Raw genomic sequence first — 18173 nt, forward strand, 5'->3', positions numbered from 1 at the left:
GCTATTCAATCCTTCCAACCTCGGTTCAAGGCAAAGGTCTTTTGCGCCTCGGATAGCTCTGCAGGCGGCGCCAGGGGTGCGACAATTATTACCGTCCGATGACGTGACTTTCCCGCACCGACCCTGCGTCAAGACTTAGGTTCGGGGCAATCCTCGCACCCGGACAGAGCGATGCCAGCGTACCGTGCTGCGCATTTCTGGACCTCCACCGCCCTATACACTGAGGTAAGAAGCAAAATGGCCAAGGCCGCCGATGTCGTTGTGCAATGCCTGGAAAACGAAGGTGTCGAGTATGTGTTCGGCATCCCTGGCGAGGAGAACCTCGACCTGCTCGAGTCCCTGCGCAAATCGAAGATCAAGCTGGTACTGACCCGCCATGAGCAGTCCGCAGGCTTCATGGCTGCCACTTATGGCCGCCTGACCGGCAAGACCGGCGTCAGCCTGTCGACCCTCGGCCCCGGCGCCACCAACCTGGTGACCGCCAGCGCCTATGCCTACCTCGGCGGTATGCCGATGATGATGATCACCGGCCAGAAGCCGATCAAGAAGTCCAAGCAGGGCCGTTTCCAGATCATCGACGTGTGCGGCATGATGGACCCCATCACCAAATACACTCACCAGTTCGCCTCGGCCGACAACATCCCGGCCCGCATGCGTGAAGCCTTCCGCCTGGCCGAAGAAGAGAAGCCAGGTGCCGTGCACCTGGAACTGCCGGAAGACATTGCCGCCGAGCAGACCGACGCCCTGCCGATCCCGCGCAGCCTGCACCGCCGCCCGTTGGCCGAGCACGTGGCCATCGAAGCCGCCGTCGAGAAGCTGAAGAACGCCCGTAACCCGATCCTGGTGATCGGCGCCGGCGCCAACCGCAAGATGACCGCCAAGGTCCTCAAGCAACTGATCGACAAGACCGGCATCCCGTTCATCACCACCCAGATGGGTAAAGGCGTGGTCGACGAGCGTCACCCACGCTTCCTAGGTAACGCCGCGCTGTCCTCCGGTGATTTCGTGCACCGCGCCGTCGAAGCCGCCGACCTGATCGTCAACATCGGCCACGACGTGATCGAGAAACCACCGTTCTTCATGGTTCGTGGCGGCACCGAAGTGATCCACGTGAGCTTCCGCTCCGCCGAAGTGGACGCCGTGTACTTCCCGCAGGTGGAAGTGATCGGCGACATCGCCAACGCCGTATGGCAGATCAGCGAAGCCCTGACCGACACCAGCCACTGGGACTTCACCCGCCTGCTGGCCATCCGCGAAGCCAACGAAGCGCAGATCGCCGAAGGCGCCGACGACAACCGCTTCCCGGTCTACCCGCAGCGCATGGTCGCCGACATCCGCCGCGTGCTGCCGTCCGAAGGCATCGTTGCCCTGGACAACGGCATCTATAAGATCTGGTTCGCCCGCAACTACAAGGCGCACAAGCCCAACACCGTGCTGCTCGACAACGCCCTGGCGACCATGGGCGCCGGCCTGCCGTCGGCCATGGCGGCGCACCTGGTATACCCGGACCGCCCGGTGATCTCGGTGTGCGGCGATGGCGGCTTCATGATGAACAGCCAAGAGCTGGAAACCGCAGTCCGTCTGGGCATGCACCTGACCGTGGTGATCCTGCGTGACGACGGCTACGGCATGATCCGCTGGAAGCAGGCCAACATGGGCTTCACCGATTTCGGCCTGGACTACGGCAACCCGGACTTCGTCAAATACGCCGAAGCCTACGGTGCCAACGGCCACCGCGTGGAAAGCGCCGAAGGCTTCCTGCCGCTGCTGGAGCACTGCATCAAGACCCCAGGCGTGCACGTGATCGACTGCCCGGTCGACTACAGCGAGAACGACCGCATTCTCAACAGCGAGCTGCGTGAGCGCGCGCTGGCGGTCTAAACCGTAGCAACACATCGTTGGCAAGCCGGCCCCCGCAGTCTAGCGGGAGTCGGCTTGCCGACGATGGCCCACCGCTAGACAGCGCTTGTTACCGCTTCACCATAAGCATCTACCGCGCCCCACGGTCCTGCCTTTGGCACGCTCAGGTTCCTAAGCCTTTATGGAGAACCCGAGATCGTGACCATTGGATCGACTCATAACCATCCCGCCAATCTTGCCATTGAGCCAACGACTCCGGTTCTGCCTTGGGCTGCCCGCTTCCCCAACCCTCCCGATCTTTGTTTCGATTATCGCCGCTTGCTCGAACAGTACTGCCTGCGCACGGCTATCGATACCGTGATCAACCTTTGCAGCCACACAGATGCACGATTCAGGGGCGACTTCACCCTTGACGACTATCCACATTATCAGATCCGCTAACTGGCGATTTGAACCAAGTGCGTAGGATTGTTCTTTCAGGCGTTTGCGCATTCTCCAGTCGTGCCATGGGAATCTCCTGACTATTGCTCCTTTAGCTTTGCCCGTTCTACTGGCGGCCTTCCACAACAACCACAAAAGGAAGCCGCCATGCAGCAGCAATGTTCTCCCGTCAGCCCCGTCCGAATCGCCGTCATCCAGTACGATTCGCAAGTCGGCCTGGAACACTCCGGCGACAACCTGAACAGAGGCCTGACCCTGGCCCGCCGAGCCGCACGCGAAGGCGCTAACCTGATCGTACTGCCGGAACTGGCCAACACCGGCTACACCTTCCAGTCTCGGGCCGAAGCCTATGCTCATGCCGAAACGCTGCAGGATGGCCCAAGCCTGCAGGCCTGGGCGCAATTTGCCCGTGAGCAGCAGGTGTACCTGGCTGCCGGTTTCGCCGAGCGTGATGGGCTAAAACTCTATGACAGTGCGGTGCTGTTTGGTCCCGAAGGACGACTTGGGCATTACCGCAAAGCGCATCTGTGGAACCAGGAAAAGCTCTGGTTCACCCCGGGGGACTTGGGCTTCCCGGTATTCGAAACGCCCATCGGCCGTATCGGGCTGTTGATCTGCTGGGACATCTGGTTCCCGGAAGTACCCCGGCTTATGGCTGCCCAAGGCGCCGATATCATTTGCAGCCTGAACAACTGGGTGTGGACGCCGCCGCCGCTGTTCGACGAAGCCGGGCGCTGCATGGCGTCGTACCTGACCATGACCGCCGCCCACGTCAACAATATCCACATCGCAGCCGCCAACCGCATAGGCCGTGAACGTGGTGGGCGTTTCCTGGGTTGCTCGCTGATCGCCGGCACCAACGGCTGGCCTATCGGCGAGGTGGCCAACGCCGAGGAGGAGTGCATCCTGTACGCCGATGTAGATCTCGTTGCGGCGCGTTCGGCCCCGATCTGGAACAGCCTCAACGACCTGCCCCGGGACCGACGCACTGATCTGTACGACGCTACCTTGGGGTATCGCTTGCATTCGGCGATGCCACGTTGAGGGGGGGAAGAGGTCGTGGAACATGCTCTCTCTCAACATCGACAACGTGTACCTGCCCTGATCCTCAGCAGCCTGATTGCGCTGCTCGTTGCCGCCCTGGCGCTTGACCAGTGGCCAGACTATGCACAGCTCACCGCGACACTGGATCAGCCATTGAGCCGGTTGCGCTGGATCATCGGCGATATCAGCGAAGTCGCCTTCTACAAGCACGAACTGCCTGCCTTGGGGCTTCTGCTGGGCGCAAGCCTTGCGCACTGGGCGCACTTGCGAGGTCATCGCTGGCAAGGGTTTGCCATCTGCTATGGCACCGGCCTGTGGCCGTGGCTGTTCATCAGCTCGTTGCTCGGTTTGCTGTTGAGCCATGCGCTGTGGGGCTGGACCCTCGCCAGCGGCCTTTGGCAACCGACCTTCGTCGCCTTCGTATCACTGCCAGCTGCCATGGTGCTGTTGTTCGGCGGTGGCTGGCGGGTGGCGATCAATGGCGCGCTGCTAGGCGCATTACTGGTAACGCCTGCCAGCCTGTTGCTGGTCAATTACCTGTGCTATCCGCTTCAGTTGCCCGCGGTGATCGGCAACGTCAGCGGCATGGCCCTGGCAAGCGTAATGGCGTTCCTGTTGTGCAAGCGGTTCCCTGGCCTTGTACGTGATGGTCAGCGTCCTGTAAGGCCTGCACCCGTTGCCAGCAACCCAGACTACGGGGTGATCTGGACGCTGCGCCGGGTTTTGGCCGACTTCAGCGAAGCACCGTTCTTCGGCAATGAACTGGCGAGTCTCGGGTTATTGCTTGGCGTGGTGTTGGCTTACGTGCTGGCTCCGGCGGCACCGGCCTACGGCTCGCAACTGGTCCTGCAGATGCTGGCAGGGCAGGCGCTCGCCTCGTTGTTCGGCGTGCTGTTCTGGCGACGTCAATGGATCGAGCGAGGCTGGTATCCCACCTACATCCCGATCGTTTCGATTGTGCCGGCCGCAGTGCTTACCCTAGGTGGCAACTGGCAAGTATTGGTCTCCAGTGCCGTGCTGGGCGCGCTGATTGCGCCGCCGTTGGCCGTGGCGATCAGCCAGCGCTTGCCGGGCTACATGCATGGCTATATCGGCAATGTGTTGTCCATGGCTATCAGCACCTTGGCCATCGTGCCGCTGATCAATCTACTGCCAGGGGGTGAAGCATGATGCGTTTGTCGGTCGGCAGCCTGGGCGGCACGGTGAGCATGCAGGCAGAGGCAGGAGGGCAGGGTGTAACCCCGAAACTGGACTGTGAAGCGCTGCTGGCGATGCTGCCGCAGTTGCGCAACATCGCCCGTATCCGCACCGCCACGCTGTGCCTGCTGCCCAGTGCGTCACTGGGCTTCGAGACTCTACTGGGGGTACTTGCGTGGGCCCGTGAAGAGATCGAGGGTGGCGCACAGGCCGTGGTCCTAACCCAAGGCACCGACACCCTTGAGGAAACCGCCTGGTTTCTTGATTTGCTCTGGCCCTTCGAAGAGCCCTTGATCATCACCGGGGCCATGCGCTCAGCTAGCCAGCCGGGTACTGATGGCCCGGCGAACCTGCTGGCAGCGGTGCAAGTGGCGTTGGATGTGTGCAGTCGCGGGCGCGGTGCATTGGTGGTCATCAACGACCAGATCCATGCGGCCGGGGCAGTTCGCAAGACGGCAAGCCTGGCAATGGCTGCCTTCGAATCACCCGGCAGCGGCCCGGTGGGCGTGATGGTGGAAGGCGTCGCACGTTACCGCCATCCGCCGTTGCCCCGTCAGGTACTGTCATTGCCAGCGCATACGACGCATCGTGTTGCTCTGCTGGAGTCCTGCCTGGATGCTGACACTGCCTTGCTGCAGGCGCTACCGCAGCTGGGATATGACGGGCTGGTAGTGGCGGGCTTCGGCGCAGGCCACGTTTCCCTTGTCTGGGCTGAGGCTATGACGGCCCTCGCCAGTTACATGCCCGTTATCGTCGCCACGCGCACCGGCAGCGGCCCGACGGCGCGAAGCACCTATGGCTTTGTCGGCGGCGAAATCGACCTGCAGGCCAGGGGCATGCGCATGGCCGGAGCGCTGTGCCCACGCAAATGTCGCATCCTGCTGTGGCTGTTGATTGGTGCTGGGGATGTGCCGCAACTGGAGCAGTGGCTACCCCGATGAGACGATGCCCGCACCCCACGGAGCGGGCACGTTTTGCTGTTGCTGTGCTAGGGTGCTCACACATTTGCCCAGGACACCCCACCCATGCTCCCCCCGCTCAGCGAAAAAGAACTCGACCGCCTCGAAGACCTGCTGATCACCTACGGCAACGACTATTCGGTCATCAACCTGGCCGAGCTCAACGGCCTGTTCACCGCCCTGGCCAGCTCGCCGATCAAAGTCAATCCGGAAATTTGGCTGCCTGCTGTTTCAGGCGGCAAGGTCCCGAAATTCAAGAAACCCGCCCATGAAGAGGCCTACACCGCGCTGATGCTGCGCTACGCCAGCCAGATCGCGGAAGAACTGGCCGACAACCTTGCCGACTTCGAGCCATTGTTCGAAGAGAGCGAGGATGAAGGAGGGCCGGCGATCATTCTCGAAGAGTGGTGCTTCGGCTACATGCGCGGCACGCAAGTCGCCGAATGGAGCGCGCTGCCACCCGAGCAGGACCGTCTGCTCAAGGCCATCTCGCTGCATGGCCTGGAAGACAACTTCGAGTTGCTCGACTCGATGAGTTTCGATGAGCTCCAGGCCTGTGTGCCGCAGGTAGTGGAGGCGGCGCGCGGGTTGTACCAGTATCAGAAGCAGCAGCGCCATTAAGGCTTTCGCGGGGCCGATTATTCCACCTGCCGAAATACTGGATTGCTCATGGCACTCATTCTGCTGCCAACCGATCCAGTGCAGCATGTTCTCCAGCAGCGCCACTCCCGGCGCTGATCCGGAGCCAAGCACATGCCAACCCCGATCAAACTCTACAACTTCCCCAAGTCCGGCCATGCCCACCGCATCGAGCTGATGTTGTCGCTGCTGAACCTGCCCACCGAACTGGTGTTCGTCGACCTCGCCAAGGGCGCGCACAAGCAACCCGATTTCCTCGCCCTCAACCCGTTCGGCCAAGTACCGGTGATCGACGACAACGGCACCGTGATCGCCGATTCCAACGCGATTCTGGTGTACCTGGCCAAGGCCTATGGCGGTGAACGCTGGCTGCCCCAGGACCCGGTCGGTGCCGCCCGCGTGCAACGCTGGCTGTCGGTGGCCGCCGGCCCCCTGGCCTTCGGCCCTGCCGCCGCACGGCTGGTCACGGTATTCGGCGCCTCGTTCAACACCGACGAGGTAATCGGCCGCGCCCACACCCTGCTCAAGGTCATCGATGCCGAACTGGCCCAGCGCCCGTTCCTGGTGGGCAGCGAGGCGACCATCGCCGATATCGCCAACTACTCCTACATCGCCCACGCGCCAGAGGGCAATGTGTCGCTGGAACCCTACCCGAATGTGCGCGCCTGGCTTGCCCGCATCGAAGCGCTGCCAGGGTTCGTGCCGATGCCGCGCACGGTCATCGGCCTGCAGACCACGCTGTAACCCCTGAGGAATGCCGCCATGCGCTCTCCCTGGCACGAAGGTGAAAAACGACTGCAGGAGCAGGTCGGCGTTGCCGAGCGCATGGAGGCGTTCGGGCAGAAAGTCATCCGCGACCATATGCCTGACCAGCATCGGGTGTTCTACCACCAACTGCCGTTCATCGTGGCGGGTGCCGTGGATGCGCAGGGTAAACCCTGGGCAACCCTGCTCGAAGGCCCCGAAGGCTTCGTCAGCTCGCCCGATCCGAAGCAGCTGCTGATCGACACTGAGCTGGCCAGCGATGATCCCGCCACGCCTGGCCTGGCTCAGGGTGGCGCCATCGGCCTGCTGGGGATCGAGCTGCACACCCGCCGGCGCAACCGCCTCAACGGCCAGGCCCGCCGCGTCGCAGGGGGACCGCTGGAGGTGGCGGTCGAGCAATCGTTCGGCAACTGCCCGCAGTACATTCAGTTGCGCGAATACACCCGTGTCGCTGAGCCCTCACAGGGTCGCCAGGATACAACGGCACTCGATGCTCGAACCCGGGCGATGATCGAAGGCGCCGACACCTTCTTCGTTGCCAGTTACATCGAACATGACGATGGCCGGCGCTCGGTGGACGTGTCCCATCGCGGCGGCCGCCCAGGTTTCGTCAAGGTCGAAGGCAACCGGCTGACGATCCCCGACTACGCCGGCAACCTGCATTTCAATACCCTCGGCAACCTGCTGGTGAACCCGCTTGCCGGCCTGTTGTTCGTCGATTTCGCTACCGGCAATGTGTTGCAGCTGTCCGGCCGCACCGAGGTGATGCTCGACAGCCCACTGATCAGTGCATTCGAAGGTGCCGAGCGGCTCTGGGCGTTGGACGTCGAGCAGGTGGTGCTGCGCCCGGCAGCGCTGTCGCTGCGCTGGGCCTTCCACGAATATGCCCCGACCAGCCTGGCGACCGGCACCTGGGCCGAGGCCGAGGAGCGCCTGCAACAGCGTGAGCGGCAGCGCCAGTGGCTGGCCTGGCGGGTGGAGCGTATCGAACAGGAAAGCCGCGACATCCGCTCGTTCTATTTACAGCCCGATGACGGCAAGCCCGTGCCCTTTGCCCCAGGGCAGCACATCCCCATGCGTCTGCAACTCGACGGCGAGGCTCCGCTGGTGCGCACCTACAGCCTTTCCAGCGCGCCCTCCGACGGTTACCTGCGCATCAGCGTCAAGGCCCAAGGCCCGGCTTCGCGACACCTGCATGAGCGCTTGAAGGTCGGTGACGCGCTGCAGGTGCGCCTGCCCATGGGCAATTTCACCCTCGATCAACAGAGCCAGCGGCCCCTGGTGCTGATCGGCGCCGGGGTTGGCATCACACCGCTGATGGCCATGCTCCGCGAGCAACTAAGCAGCGGGCAGGGCAGGCGTATCCACCTGTTCCACGGCGGGCGCAGCCTGGCCGAGCTGCCGTTCCGGCAGGAGCTCGCCCTACTCAAGCAGCAGGCCGGTGACCTGCTGGCTATCCACCGCGCCCTGAGCCAGCCCGAAGCCGATGCCGTACCTGGCCGCGATTTCGAGTTCGCCGGCCGTCTGGGCATAGCCCAGATCAAGGCCGTACTGGCGCTGGACGACTACGACTTCTATCTGTGCGGCCCGGCCAGTTTCACCCAGGACCTTTACGAAGGCCTGCGTGCGCTGCATGTGCCCGACGCACGCATCCACGCCGAGGCGTTCGGCCCCTCGACCCTGCGCCGCCACACTGACGACCGGCAACCCGTGCTGCAACAGCCCCCGGCCGCCACCCAGCCGGTGCCGGTGTACTTCGCCAGCTCCGCCAAGGAAGCCCGCTGGGCGCCCGACAGCGGGACGCTGCTGGAGCTGGCCGAGCGCCGGGGCCTGTCACCGGATTTCAGTTGCCGGGGTGGCTCCTGTGGAACCTGCAAAACCCGCGTGGTCAGTGGTCAGGTGCATTACCCCAACCCGCCTGCCGAGCTGCCCGACAGCGGTACTGTACTGATCTGCTGCGCGGTGCCGGCCCAGCCGGAGGACGGTGCGCAGCCGTTGGTACTGGAGCTGTGAGGTTGGCCGTACCGGCCCCATCGCCGGCAAGCCGGCTCCCACACAGACCGAATGAACCCAAGCCATGCGCCATCCCTGTGGGAGCCGGCTTGCCGGCGATGGGGTCGGTGCAGCCAGCACAAAACCCCGCTATAACGGATAATCCCCGCACCCCGGAGGCCCAGGAGCCCGCATGGACCAGATCCACCTGATGAAGGTGTTCGTCGCCGTCGGCGAACTGGAAAGCTTCGCCGCCGCTGCCCGTCGCCTGGCGATATCGCCTGCAGCAGTGACCCGTGCCGTCACGGCCCTGGAAGAACAGCTCGGGGTCAAGCTGCTGCTGCGCACCACCCGCAGCGTGCGCCTGACCGAAGCCGGCGGGCGCTACCTGGAAGACACCCGGCATATCCTCGCCAGTATCATCGAAGCCAACGAAGCGGCCGCCGGCATCAATGCCGCGCCCAAGGGCGACCTGGCCGTGACCGCGCCGATCCTGTTCGGCAAGAAGTTCGTCATGCCCTGCATCGTCCGCTACCTGCAGCAGTACCCCGAGGTGGACGTATCGGCCTATTTCCTCGACCGGGTGGTGAACCTGGTGGAGGAGGGCATGGATGTGGCGGTACGCATCGGCCAGCTACCCGACTCCGGCCTCAAGGCCCTGCGCGTGGGCAGCATGCGCAGGCTGCTGTGCGCCTCGCCGGCGTATCTCGAACAACACGGCACCCCACGCCACCCGAGCGAGCTGCAAGGCCACGCGATCATCGCTGCCGGCGTTCTCTCGCCACGCACCGACTGGCGCTTCGGCGCCATCGACGACCCGACCCTGATCCGCATGAAGCCACGCCTGACCGTGACCAGCAACGACGCGGCCATCGCTGCCGCCAGTGCCGGGTTGGGTATCGCCCGGCTGCTGTCCTACCAGGTGGCCGACGAACTGGCGGCCGGGCGGCTGCAGGTGATCCTTGCCGAGTACGAAGAAGCGCCCTGGCCGATCCATGTGCTGCACCGCGAGAGCAAGTACGGCTCGACCAAGGTACGCACCTTCATCGACATGCTGGCCGAACACCTGCGTGCTCAGCAGCATCTGAATTGAACTCGATGACATCGTACAACTGTGGCGTTAGCCCATCCCAATTTTCCCCGTCAGGCAAAGGTAAGCCCTGATATAGCTCAAGAACAGGCAAATACGGCTGCATGATAATTTAAAAATTGTTGTACGACGACCTATGACGTGGCACTCTCGCACCTGAAACATTTTGTCTCAAGTCGCCCGGGCGACCACAGGCAATCACCAGCAACTCTAAAAATAATTCAGGTGATCCATGAGCATAAAAGGCATCCGTTGGTGGATGGTCAGCCTTGTTACAGCTGGGCTGGTCGTCAACTACCTCGCCCGCAACACCCTCTCGGTGGCTGCCCCCACCTTGATGTCCGACCTCTCCATCAGCACCGAGCAATACGCCAAGATCGTCGCCACCTGGCAGATCTGCTACGCCCTGATGCAACCCATCGCCGGCTGGGTCATCGACTTCATTGGTACCAAGCTGGGCTTTGCGGTGTTCGCCCTGGCCTGGTCACTGGCCTGTGCCGGGGCGGCGCTGGCCAGCGGCTGGCAAAGTCTGGCATTCATGCGCGGGCTGCTGGGGATGACCGAAGCGGCCGGCCTGCCTGCCGGCGTCAAGGCCACCACCGAATGGTTCCCGGCCAAGGAGCGTTCGGTCGCCATCGGCTGGTTCAACATCGGTTCTTCGCTCGGCGCCTTGCTGGCGCCGCCGCTGGTGGTCTGGGCCATCCTACACAGCGGCTGGCAACTGGCGTTCGTCATTGTCGGCGTCTCGGGGATCGTCTGGACCCTGCTGTGGATGCTGCTGTACAAGCACCCCAAGGACCAGAAGCGCCTGAGTGCCGCGGAGCGCGACTACATCCTGTCCGGCCAGGAAGCCCACTTCAAACAGGAAGCGCGGGTCAAGGGAGCCTGGAAGCGCATCTTCAAGGAGCGCAACTTCTACGCCATCGCCTCGGCGCGGATTCTCTCCGAGCCGGCCTGGCAGACCTTCAACGCCTGGATCCCGCTGTACCTGATGACCGAGCGGCACATGAACATCAAGGAAGTGGCGATGTTCGCCTGGCTGCCGTTCCTGGCCGCGGATATCGGCTGCGTGCTGGGCGGTTACCTGAGCCCGCTGTTCCACCGCTACTGCAAGGTGTCGCTGTTCACCTCGCGCAAGATGGTCCTGGTGTTCGGCGCCAGCTGCATGATCGGCCCGGCCTGCATCGGCCTGGTGGAAAGCCCGTACACGGCAATTCTGCTGCTGTGCATCGGCGGCTTTGCGCACCAGACATTGTCCGGTGCGCTGTACTCGATCACCTCCGACTCGTTCAGCAAGGACCAGGTGGCGACCGCCACCGGCATGGGCGGCATGTTCGGCTACCTGGGCGCGGCGGTGTTCACCCTGGTGTTCGGCATCCTGGTCACGCAGATCGGTTACAGCCCGCTGTTCGTGGTGCTGGCGGCGTTCGACATCATTGCTGCGGTGCTGGTGTGGAACCTGGCGCGCGAGCTGCGCAGCGAACCCCGTGAGGCGGCATCGACAGAGGCGCAGGTGGTACTTGGCACGGGCCGTTAACCCCGGAGCGATGGATCAAAGGGGCTGCTTGCAGCCCCTTTGGCGTTTTCAGTCGGTGCCAAGTGCCTGGTATTGCAAGCTGAAACCCAGGTGCAGTTGTTCATGCTGGCGCAGCAGCTGCAAGCCCGGCCGATCGGGCAGGTGATGGGCGTTGATCGGGTGGCTGACCGGCTCGATGCAGAAGAATCCCTGGTCCTTGGGGCAGTACAGCAGGTAGTGATCGGCACCCCTGGCATGGCAATCGAGGCGATAACCCGCGGTCGGCTGGACAATGCTGCAGGCGCCTTGCCAACCGCTGAAGGCATGATCGACTCCATCGCTAGGCAATGCCTGCAGCGTGTCGAAACACCATTGCGGCGGGATCGGGGCTTGGCGCGAGGGCAACTGCCCCTCATCACCCACCCACACCTGCTGCGCGGGCGCCAGCAAGCGGGTGTCGGCAAAGCGCGGAAAGTACGGGTGAAACCCCAGCCCATGCCAGGTCGGCCGTGGGTCGAGGTGGGTCACTTCCAGCTCAAGGGTCAGGCAACCTTCATCCAGGCGTACGTCCAGGGTCGCGCGGTAAGCAAAGGGCACCTGGCTGTCCAGGCTCAGGCGGGCATGGCCGTCATCCACGCTGTCGACTTGCCAGGGCTGCTGCCAGGCACTGCCATGGATAGGGTAGGGGTCATGCTCGGTATTGGGCGCCAAGGCCAGCCAGCCATCAGGGCACTGAAAGCCGCCCTCAGCGATGCGGTTCGACCAGGGCGCCAGCAGGTAGCAGCCCAGGCGTCGTGGTGAGCCGCTGGCCAGTGCGGCGCTGTCGCTGTGGCGCAGCAGCGCCTGGCCGCTGGCCTTGGCCTGCCAGTTGATCAGGCTGGCGCCCAGGGTGGGCGCCAGGCTCAGGCGGGTCAGACGGTCTTGCAGGTGCAGTTCAGGCACAGGCATTGCGGCGCTCCGAAGGTGCAGGCGGTTTCAACCCGCCTTGCGGTAGGTCAACAGGACGATCCCGCATACCACCACGGCGGCGCCGAGCAGCTGCAGGGTATTGAGTTGCTGGCCGAGCAGGGCCCAGCCCAGCAGCAGGGTGGCGATCGGCTCGATGTTCATCACCGGGGCGTTCTGCGCCATGTTCAGCCGTGGCATGCACACGAACAGCAGGGTGAAGGCCGTGCCGTACAGCACCACCAGGCTCGCCAGGGCCAGCCAGCCGCCGCTGCTGCCCGGCAGCGCCAGCCCGGCCGGCACCAGGCCGCCGGAGCCTGCCAGCAGCATGCTGGCGAACACAATCAGCAGGGTCAGCATGCTGCGCACCGGGCCGCGAACGCCGGCCAGCTTGTGGTCGGTGATCCACAGGGCGCAGGCGAATACGCAGGCCGCGCAGAACGCCAGGCTTACCCCCAGGGCCCAGTCCGGGTTGCTTTCGGCGCTGCCATTCAAGCGAGAGGGCACATCCAGCGCCAGCACCAGGCCGAACAGGATCAAACCCATCAAGGCCGCGGTGCGCCGGGTCGGCCGCGCCCCGCCGAGGGCCCAGGTCAGCAGCGCCAGCAGGATCGGGAAGGTGTTGCCCACCAGCAGTGCCAGGGCCACCGGAATACGCGCCACGGCCGAGTACAGGCACAGGCTCTGGGTGGCGATCAGCAGGCCCAGCAGCAGTTGCCAGCGCCAGGAGCCGGCAGGTAGCCCCAACGGCTGGCGCTGCCACAATACAAGGCCACCCAGGGCCAGCAGGGTCAGGCCCGAGCGGCAGAGGATGGCCAGTAATACGCCGGTGTCGTCGTCGAAGGCGATGCGCGCGGCAATGTGGTTGCCGGCGAAGCAACAGGCCAGCAGCGCCAGCAGCGCTACCGCCAGTTTGCGCGGGAAGAAGTGAGGTGTAGCGAGGGCGACAGCCATGATGCAGGGTCCGTTTGCAGGGAAGGGCGGGCCATCAAGGCCCGCCTTGTGGCATTACAGCACCACGCTTGGCAGCCACAGCGAGATGGCCGGAATGTAGGTCACCGCCATCAGTACCAGGAACAGTGCCAGGTAGAACGGCAGCAGCGCCTTTACCGTGGATTCGATACTGACCTTGCCGATCGCCGAACCGACGAACAGCACCGCACCCACCGGTGGGGTGATCAGGCCGATCCCCAGGTTGACCAGCATGATCATGCCGAAGTGCACCGGGTCCACACCGATGCCGGCGATCACCGGCAGCAGGATCGGCGTGAGGATCAGGATCAGCGGCGCCATGTCCATCACCGCGCCCAGCAGCAGCAACATGAAGTTGATGCACATCAGGATCACGTAGCGGTTGTCCGAGAGGGTCAGGAACAGCGTGGTGATCTTCGACGGGATTTGCATCAGCGTCATGACGTAGCCGAAGCTCGCCGCAAAGCCGATCAGGATCATCACGATGGAGATGGTCCGCACCGTGCGGTGCATCAGCTTGGGTAGGTCGCGCCACTTGTAGTCGCGGTAGATGAACATGGTCACGAAGAACGACCAGACCACGGCGATCGCCGCCGATTCTGTGGCGGTAAACACCCCGGACAGAATGCCGCCGAGGATGATCACCATCGCCATCAGGCCCCACAGCGCTTCACCGGCGATCTTCATCGCCTGGCGCAGCGGGATCACTTCGCCCTTGGGGTAGTTGCGCTTTTTCGCGAAGATCAGGCACAGGCCCATCAGCACGGCGCTCATCAGCAGCCCGGGCATCACACCGGCCATGAACAGCGAGGCGATCGACACCGTGCCCCCGGCCGCCAGCGAGTACAGCACCGAGTTGTGGCTGGGCGGGGTGAGCAGGGCCTGCACCGAACCGCTGACGGTGACGGCGGTGGAGAACTCGCGCGGGTAGCCCTTGCGTTCCATCTCCGGGATCAGCACCGACCCGACCGAGGCGGTGTCGGCCACCGACGAACCGGAGATCGCGCCAAAGAAGGTCGACGCGGTGATATTGACCAGCGACAGGCCGCCGCGCACGAAGCCCACCAGCACCCCGGCGAACGCCACCAGCCGCCGCGACATGCCGCCTTCGGCCATGATCGCGCCGGCCAGCACGAAGAACGGAATGGCCAGCAGCGAGAACTTGTTAACCCCACTGGCCACCTGGATCATCATGGCCTGCAGCGGGATGTCGATCCACCACGCGCCGATCAGCGCCGACAGGCCCAGGGCATAGGCCACCGGCATGCCCAGCAGGATCAACGCGAGGAAGCTGCCTATCAGAATCAACGCATCCATCATGCCGCTCCTTCGTGTTCTTCGACGACGTCAAAGCGCATCACCTGGCGATGGCTCTGGTCGCCCAGGATGAGTTTTTCCAGCACGAACATCAGGGTGACAGCACCGCCGATCGGGATCGGCGCATAGGTCAGCCCCACCCGCACCGATGGCAGGGTGGCAAGGAACTGCTTCCAGGTAGTCACGCACAGCTTGTAGCCGTACCAGGTCATGAACACGCACACCAGCAGCATCAGCAGCTGCACCAGCAGCGCCGCGGCCTTGCGCTGGGCCGGCGGCAGGCGGTCGGTGACCATCGCCACCGCCATGTGCGCTCCGGCGCGGTAGCTGGCGGCGGCGCCGATGAAGGCGAATACCACCATCAGCAGGATCGCCACCGGCTCCGGCCAGCTGGAGCCGGTGCCCAGCACGTAACGGGCGAAGATGCCCCAGGGAATGATCAGCGTCATGGTCAGGATCGACAGGCCGGCAATCCAGATGCAGCTGCGGTACAGGGCGTCGTTCAGACGCAGGAATGAATTTTTCATAAGGCATCACCGAAGCTGCAGGGCGGCGCGTGCCGCCCTGCAGGAGTCATCTGGGAACGGAACCGGGGTTACTGGACCTCGGCGATGCGCTTCATCAGGTCGGCGTACTGCGCACCGTACTTTTCCCGCACCGGGGCGGTGGCGTCGAAGAACGGCTTCTTGTCGACGCTGATGAACTCCACGCCCGCCGCCTTGAGCTTGGCTTCACTGGCGGCCGACTTGGCGTCCCACAGCGCCCGCTCTTCCATTTGCGCCTCACGGGCGACGGTCTTGACCAGGGTCTGCTGCTCGGGGGTGAGTTTTTCCCAGGTGGTCTTGGACATCACCACCGGCTCCGGCAGGATCAGGTGGCCGGTCAGGGTGAAGTACTTGGCGCTCTGGTAGTGGTTGTGCTCCAGCAGGGTCGGCGGGTTGTTCTCGGCGCCGTCGATCACTCCGGTCTGCAGGGCGCTGAAGATTTCCCCGGTGTCCATGGCGATGCCGTTGCCGCCCATGGCGTTCATCATGTCGAGGAACAGCGGGTTGCCCTGTACGCGGATCTTCATGCCCTTGAGGTCTTCGATGCTGCGCACTGGTTTTTTCGTGTAGAGGCTGCGGGTGCCGCCGTCCATCCAGGCCAGGGCCACCAGGTTGAAGTCGGAGTTGGTGATCTTGTCGAGGATTTCCTGGCCGATCTCGCCATCGATGACCTTGCGCATGTGTTCATGGTCGCGGAACACGAACGGCATGTTGAACACGTTCACATCCGGCACCACCGGGCCGACGATGCCCAGGCTCACGCGGGTCATCTGCACGGCGCCGATCTGCGCCTGCTCGATCACTTCCTTTTCCGAACCCAGCACACCGCCGGCGAACATCTTGAAGGTGATCGCGCCGTTGCTGGCCGCTTCGAGTTTCTTGCCCATGTGTTCTTCGGCGACCACGGTCGGGTAGCCGCTGGGGTGGATCTCGGCGAACTTGATGTTCAGGGTGGCGGCCGAGACCGACATGGACAGGGCAAAGGGGAGGGCGGCCAGTAGCCACTTGTGCTTCAAGGTCATGAGGAAACTCCGGTGTTGTTATTGTCTGGTTTCGTTCGTGTGGGCAGTGCGGTAGAGCAGGCTCAGTTGCCCCAGGCAGGCTCCTCCAGGCCTTTGGCGCCTGGGTTCAGGGCGAACACGCCACCGGCCAGCGGCTGGTCGGCAAGGTCCACGCCTGCGGGGCGAATCGAGGTGACGAACAGCGTGTCCAGGCCAGGGCCGCCGAAGGCGCACATGGCCGGCTTCTTCACCGGTACCGGCAGCGAGCGGTCGAGCTTGCCGTCGGGGGTGAAGCGGTGTACCAGGCCTGCGTCGTTGCCGCAGATCCAGTAGCAACCGTCCTGGTCGATGGCGGCGCCGTCGGGGCGGCCGGGGTAGTCGCGCATGTCGACGAACAGCCGGCGGTTGCTGGGGGTGCCGCTGTCGGTGTCGTAGTCGAAGGCCCAGATGGCCTGCACCTGGGGGTGCGAGTCGGACAGGTACATGCGCGTGCCATCGGGGCTGAAGGCCAGGCCGTTGGGCACGATCATGCCGTCTTGCTGCAGGTGCAGCGGCTGGCCGTCACCGTCGTGGCGGTACAGCGCGCCGACCGTGGCGCCTTGCTGCATGTCCATCAGCATGGTGCCGGCCCAGAAACGGCCCTGGCGGTCGCAGCGCCCGTCGTTGAAACGCATGCCCTCACGGGCATGGGCCACGCTGGCCAGGGGGCGGCTGACCAGGGTGCCCTGGGCGGTGGGTTGCAGATGGAACAGGCCGCTCTGCATGCCGGCGATCCAGCCGCCCGCGGGGCTGGCGCCGGGGGCGATGCAGGCGAGCATTTGATCGGCCTGCCAGCGCTGGTGCGCGCCATCCGCCAGCCGCCAGCGATGCAGTTGACCGGCAGGAATGTCGACCCAGTACAAGGCCTGTTCGCCGGGGTGCCATACCGGGCTTTCACCGGTGCCGTTGCGGGCGTCGAGAATCAGTTCTGCGTGCATGGACGGCCTCCTGGCCCTGGGTGGCTCAATCGAAGGGCCCGGCAGCGACGAAGGCGCCACCCTGGTAGACCATCGCCGGGTCATCGGCGGCCGGCATCGGCTGCGCCTGCACCTTGGCCTGATACACCTCGGAGGAGTCCTTCGGCGCGTAGCCCAGGTGCGCGGCGTAGCGGTTGTCCCACCACTGCGTCGGGTTGGCAGAGGCACCGTAGACCACGGTGTGGCCAACGTTCGGGGTGAACAGGCCACGCTCGATCAGTTGGGTGAGGTCGTCATAGCTCAGCCACGAGCTGAGCATCCGCCGGTTCTGCGGCTCGGGGAACGACGAGCCGATGCGGATGCTGACGGTCTCGATGCCATAGCGATCGAAGTAGAAACTCGCGACGTCCTCGCCGTAGCACTTGGACAGCCCGTAGTAGCTGTCGGGCCGGCGCAGGGCATGGGCGTCGATGCGCTCGTCCTGTTTGTAGAAGCCGATGGTGTGGTTGGAGCTGGCGAAGATGATGCGCTTGACCCCGTGCTTGCGTGCCGCCTCGTAGATATGGAACACGCCGCAGATGTTGGGGCCGAGGATCTCCTCGAACGAGCGCTCTACCGACACGCCGCCGAAGTGGACGATGGCGTCCACCCCTTCGACCAGTGCCTGCACTGAAGCCTTGTCGGCCAGGTCGCAGTTCACCACCTCTTCGTGGGGGCCGCTGGCGGGCGCCATCGGGCTGATATCGGACAGGCGCAGCACCTCGGCGCAGCCCTGGAGGCGCTCGCGGAGCACCTGGCCCAGGCCTCCTGCGGCGCCGGTGAGGAGCAGGCGGTTGAAGCGGGTTGTGGTCATGGCAGGCTCGCAGTCGTCAATTGTTGTATGTTGTCGTATGACTTTTGGCGATTATCGGCAGCGTTTCCGCTGCTTGTCAAT

Annotated in this window: 17 protein-coding genes; 9 read left to right on the forward strand and 8 right to left on the reverse strand. The window is 64.1% G+C overall.

All coding sequences use genetic code 11. From position 1 onward, the window contains the following. Positions 1-237 precede the first annotated feature (237 nt). Positions 238-1881, forward strand: a complete 1644-nt coding sequence (locus tag ACQ4N9_RS20970; protein WP_125462933.1) for an acetolactate synthase large subunit — start codon at positions 238-240, stop codon at positions 1879-1881. A 150-nt stretch (positions 1882-2031) separates the two neighbouring features. Here the strand turns inward: ACQ4N9_RS20970 and ACQ4N9_RS20975 are convergent, their stop codons facing one another. Beyond that, positions 2032-2352 (reverse strand): hypothetical protein, encoded by a 321-nt coding sequence (locus ACQ4N9_RS20975; RefSeq protein ID WP_390970437.1) that lies wholly within the window; start codon positions 2350-2352, stop codon positions 2032-2034. Between the two features lie 96 nt (positions 2353-2448). On the opposite strand from ACQ4N9_RS20975, the gene ACQ4N9_RS20980 reads away from it, so the two are divergent. The 8 genes from ACQ4N9_RS20980 (at position 2449) to ACQ4N9_RS21015 (ending at position 11524) form a co-directional block, all read left to right on the forward strand. Continuing rightward, the gene (locus ACQ4N9_RS20980) at positions 2449-3345 is read left to right on the forward strand and encodes a nitrilase family protein (protein ID WP_390970435.1); all 897 of its coding nucleotides are present in this window, start codon (positions 2449-2451) and stop codon (positions 3343-3345) included. A 15-nt stretch (positions 3346-3360) separates the two neighbouring features. After that, positions 3361-4515, forward strand: coding sequence for a hypothetical protein (locus ACQ4N9_RS20985; protein ID WP_390970433.1), 1155 nt, complete (start codon positions 3361-3363; stop codon positions 4513-4515). After that, positions 4512-5483, forward strand: a complete 972-nt coding sequence (locus ACQ4N9_RS20990) for an asparaginase (RefSeq protein WP_390970431.1) — start codon at positions 4512-4514, stop codon at positions 5481-5483. Before ACQ4N9_RS20985 ends, ACQ4N9_RS20990 begins: the two co-directional genes overlap by 4 nt. Before the next feature lie 84 nt (positions 5484-5567). Further along, on the forward strand, positions 5568-6122 hold the full coding sequence (locus ACQ4N9_RS20995) for a UPF0149 family protein (protein ID WP_390970429.1): 555 nt from the start codon (positions 5568-5570) through the stop codon (positions 6120-6122). A gap of 132 nt (positions 6123-6254) precedes the next feature. After that, positions 6255-6884 (forward strand): glutathione S-transferase family protein, encoded by a 630-nt coding sequence (locus ACQ4N9_RS21000; protein ID WP_279847740.1) that lies wholly within the window; start codon positions 6255-6257, stop codon positions 6882-6884. 18 nt (positions 6885-6902) lie between these two features. Beyond that, positions 6903-8918: a pyridoxamine 5'-phosphate oxidase family protein gene (locus ACQ4N9_RS21005; RefSeq protein ID WP_390970426.1), complete on the forward strand. Its 2016-nt coding sequence runs from the start codon at positions 6903-6905 to the stop codon at positions 8916-8918. 172 nt (positions 8919-9090) lie between these two features. Beyond that, on the forward strand, positions 9091-9990 hold the full coding sequence (locus ACQ4N9_RS21010; protein WP_390970424.1) for a LysR family transcriptional regulator: 900 nt from the start codon (positions 9091-9093) through the stop codon (positions 9988-9990). Positions 9991-10219: 229 nt separating this feature from the next. Beyond that, positions 10220-11524 (forward strand): MFS transporter, encoded by a 1305-nt coding sequence (locus ACQ4N9_RS21015; RefSeq protein ID WP_390970422.1) that lies wholly within the window; start codon positions 10220-10222, stop codon positions 11522-11524. A gap of 48 nt (positions 11525-11572) precedes the next feature. Here ACQ4N9_RS21015 and ACQ4N9_RS21020 read toward each other — a convergent pair whose 3' ends face one another. From ACQ4N9_RS21020 to ACQ4N9_RS21050, 7 genes are all read right to left on the reverse strand, one after another. Further along, on the reverse strand, positions 11573-12451 hold the full coding sequence (locus tag ACQ4N9_RS21020; RefSeq protein ID WP_390970421.1) for an aldose 1-epimerase: 879 nt from the start codon (positions 12449-12451) through the stop codon (positions 11573-11575). 27 nt (positions 12452-12478) lie between these two features. Next, the gene (locus ACQ4N9_RS21025; protein ID WP_390970419.1) at positions 12479-13402 is read right to left on the reverse strand and encodes an EamA family transporter; all 924 of its coding nucleotides are present in this window, start codon (positions 13400-13402) and stop codon (positions 12479-12481) included. Positions 13403-13456: 54 nt separating this feature from the next. Then, positions 13457-14737, reverse strand: a complete 1281-nt coding sequence (locus tag ACQ4N9_RS21030; RefSeq protein ID WP_125857695.1) for a TRAP transporter large permease — start codon at positions 14735-14737, stop codon at positions 13457-13459. Continuing rightward, positions 14737-15264, reverse strand: a complete 528-nt coding sequence (locus ACQ4N9_RS21035) for a TRAP transporter small permease (protein ID WP_258645260.1) — start codon at positions 15262-15264, stop codon at positions 14737-14739. Before ACQ4N9_RS21035 ends, ACQ4N9_RS21030 begins: the two co-directional genes overlap by 1 nt. 68 nt (positions 15265-15332) lie before the next feature. Next, positions 15333-16304, reverse strand: coding sequence for a TRAP transporter substrate-binding protein (locus tag ACQ4N9_RS21040; protein ID WP_125462943.1), 972 nt, complete (start codon positions 16302-16304; stop codon positions 15333-15335). Between the two features lie 62 nt (positions 16305-16366). Then, positions 16367-17260 (reverse strand): glucurono-1,5-lactonase, encoded by an 894-nt coding sequence (locus ACQ4N9_RS21045; protein WP_390970416.1) that lies wholly within the window; start codon positions 17258-17260, stop codon positions 16367-16369. Positions 17261-17285: 25 nt separating this feature from the next. Then, positions 17286-18092, reverse strand: coding sequence for an NAD-dependent epimerase/dehydratase family protein (locus tag ACQ4N9_RS21050; protein WP_125462945.1), 807 nt, complete (start codon positions 18090-18092; stop codon positions 17286-17288). Positions 18093-18173: the final 81 nt, after the last annotated feature.

This window comes from Pseudomonas sp. ES1, assembly GCF_050586605.1.
GTDB lineage: Bacteria > Pseudomonadota > Gammaproteobacteria > Pseudomonadales > Pseudomonadaceae > Aquipseudomonas > Aquipseudomonas sichuanensis.

What these genes read in the sequence shown, in the direction of transcription:
- ACQ4N9_RS21045 (WP_390970416.1), bottom strand. Translation starts at nt 17,260, where the DNA reads ATGCACGCAGAACTGATTCTCGACGCCCGCAACGGCACCGGTGAAAGC.
- ACQ4N9_RS20995 (WP_390970429.1), top strand. Translation starts at nt 5,568, where the DNA reads ATGCTCCCCCCGCTCAGCGAAAAAGAACTCGACCGCCTCGAAGACCTG.
- ACQ4N9_RS21010 (WP_390970424.1), top strand. Translation starts at nt 9,091, where the DNA reads ATGGACCAGATCCACCTGATGAAGGTGTTCGTCGCCGTCGGCGAACTG.
- ACQ4N9_RS21030 (WP_125857695.1), bottom strand. Translation starts at nt 14,737, where the DNA reads ATGGATGCGTTGATTCTGATAGGCAGCTTCCTCGCGTTGATCCTGCTG.
- ACQ4N9_RS20975 (WP_390970437.1), bottom strand. Translation starts at nt 2,352, where the DNA reads ATGCGCAAACGCCTGAAAGAACAATCCTACGCACTTGGTTCAAATCGC.
- ACQ4N9_RS21050 (WP_125462945.1), bottom strand. Translation starts at nt 18,092, where the DNA reads ATGACCACAACCCGCTTCAACCGCCTGCTCCTCACCGGCGCCGCAGGA.
- ACQ4N9_RS20970 (WP_125462933.1), top strand. Translation starts at nt 238, where the DNA reads ATGGCCAAGGCCGCCGATGTCGTTGTGCAATGCCTGGAAAACGAAGGT.
- ACQ4N9_RS21040 (WP_125462943.1), bottom strand. Translation starts at nt 16,304, where the DNA reads ATGACCTTGAAGCACAAGTGGCTACTGGCCGCCCTCCCCTTTGCCCTG.
- ACQ4N9_RS21005 (WP_390970426.1), top strand. Translation starts at nt 6,903, where the DNA reads ATGCGCTCTCCCTGGCACGAAGGTGAAAAACGACTGCAGGAGCAGGTC.
- ACQ4N9_RS21035 (WP_258645260.1), bottom strand. Translation starts at nt 15,264, where the DNA reads ATGAAAAATTCATTCCTGCGTCTGAACGACGCCCTGTACCGCAGCTGC.
- ACQ4N9_RS21000 (WP_279847740.1), top strand. Translation starts at nt 6,255, where the DNA reads ATGCCAACCCCGATCAAACTCTACAACTTCCCCAAGTCCGGCCATGCC.
- ACQ4N9_RS21025 (WP_390970419.1), bottom strand. Translation starts at nt 13,402, where the DNA reads ATGGCTGTCGCCCTCGCTACACCTCACTTCTTCCCGCGCAAACTGGCG.
- ACQ4N9_RS21020 (WP_390970421.1), bottom strand. Translation starts at nt 12,451, where the DNA reads ATGCCTGTGCCTGAACTGCACCTGCAAGACCGTCTGACCCGCCTGAGC.
- ACQ4N9_RS20990 (WP_390970431.1), top strand. Translation starts at nt 4,512, where the DNA reads ATGATGCGTTTGTCGGTCGGCAGCCTGGGCGGCACGGTGAGCATGCAG.
- ACQ4N9_RS21015 (WP_390970422.1), top strand. Translation starts at nt 10,220, where the DNA reads ATGAGCATAAAAGGCATCCGTTGGTGGATGGTCAGCCTTGTTACAGCT.
- ACQ4N9_RS20980 (WP_390970435.1), top strand. Translation starts at nt 2,449, where the DNA reads ATGCAGCAGCAATGTTCTCCCGTCAGCCCCGTCCGAATCGCCGTCATC.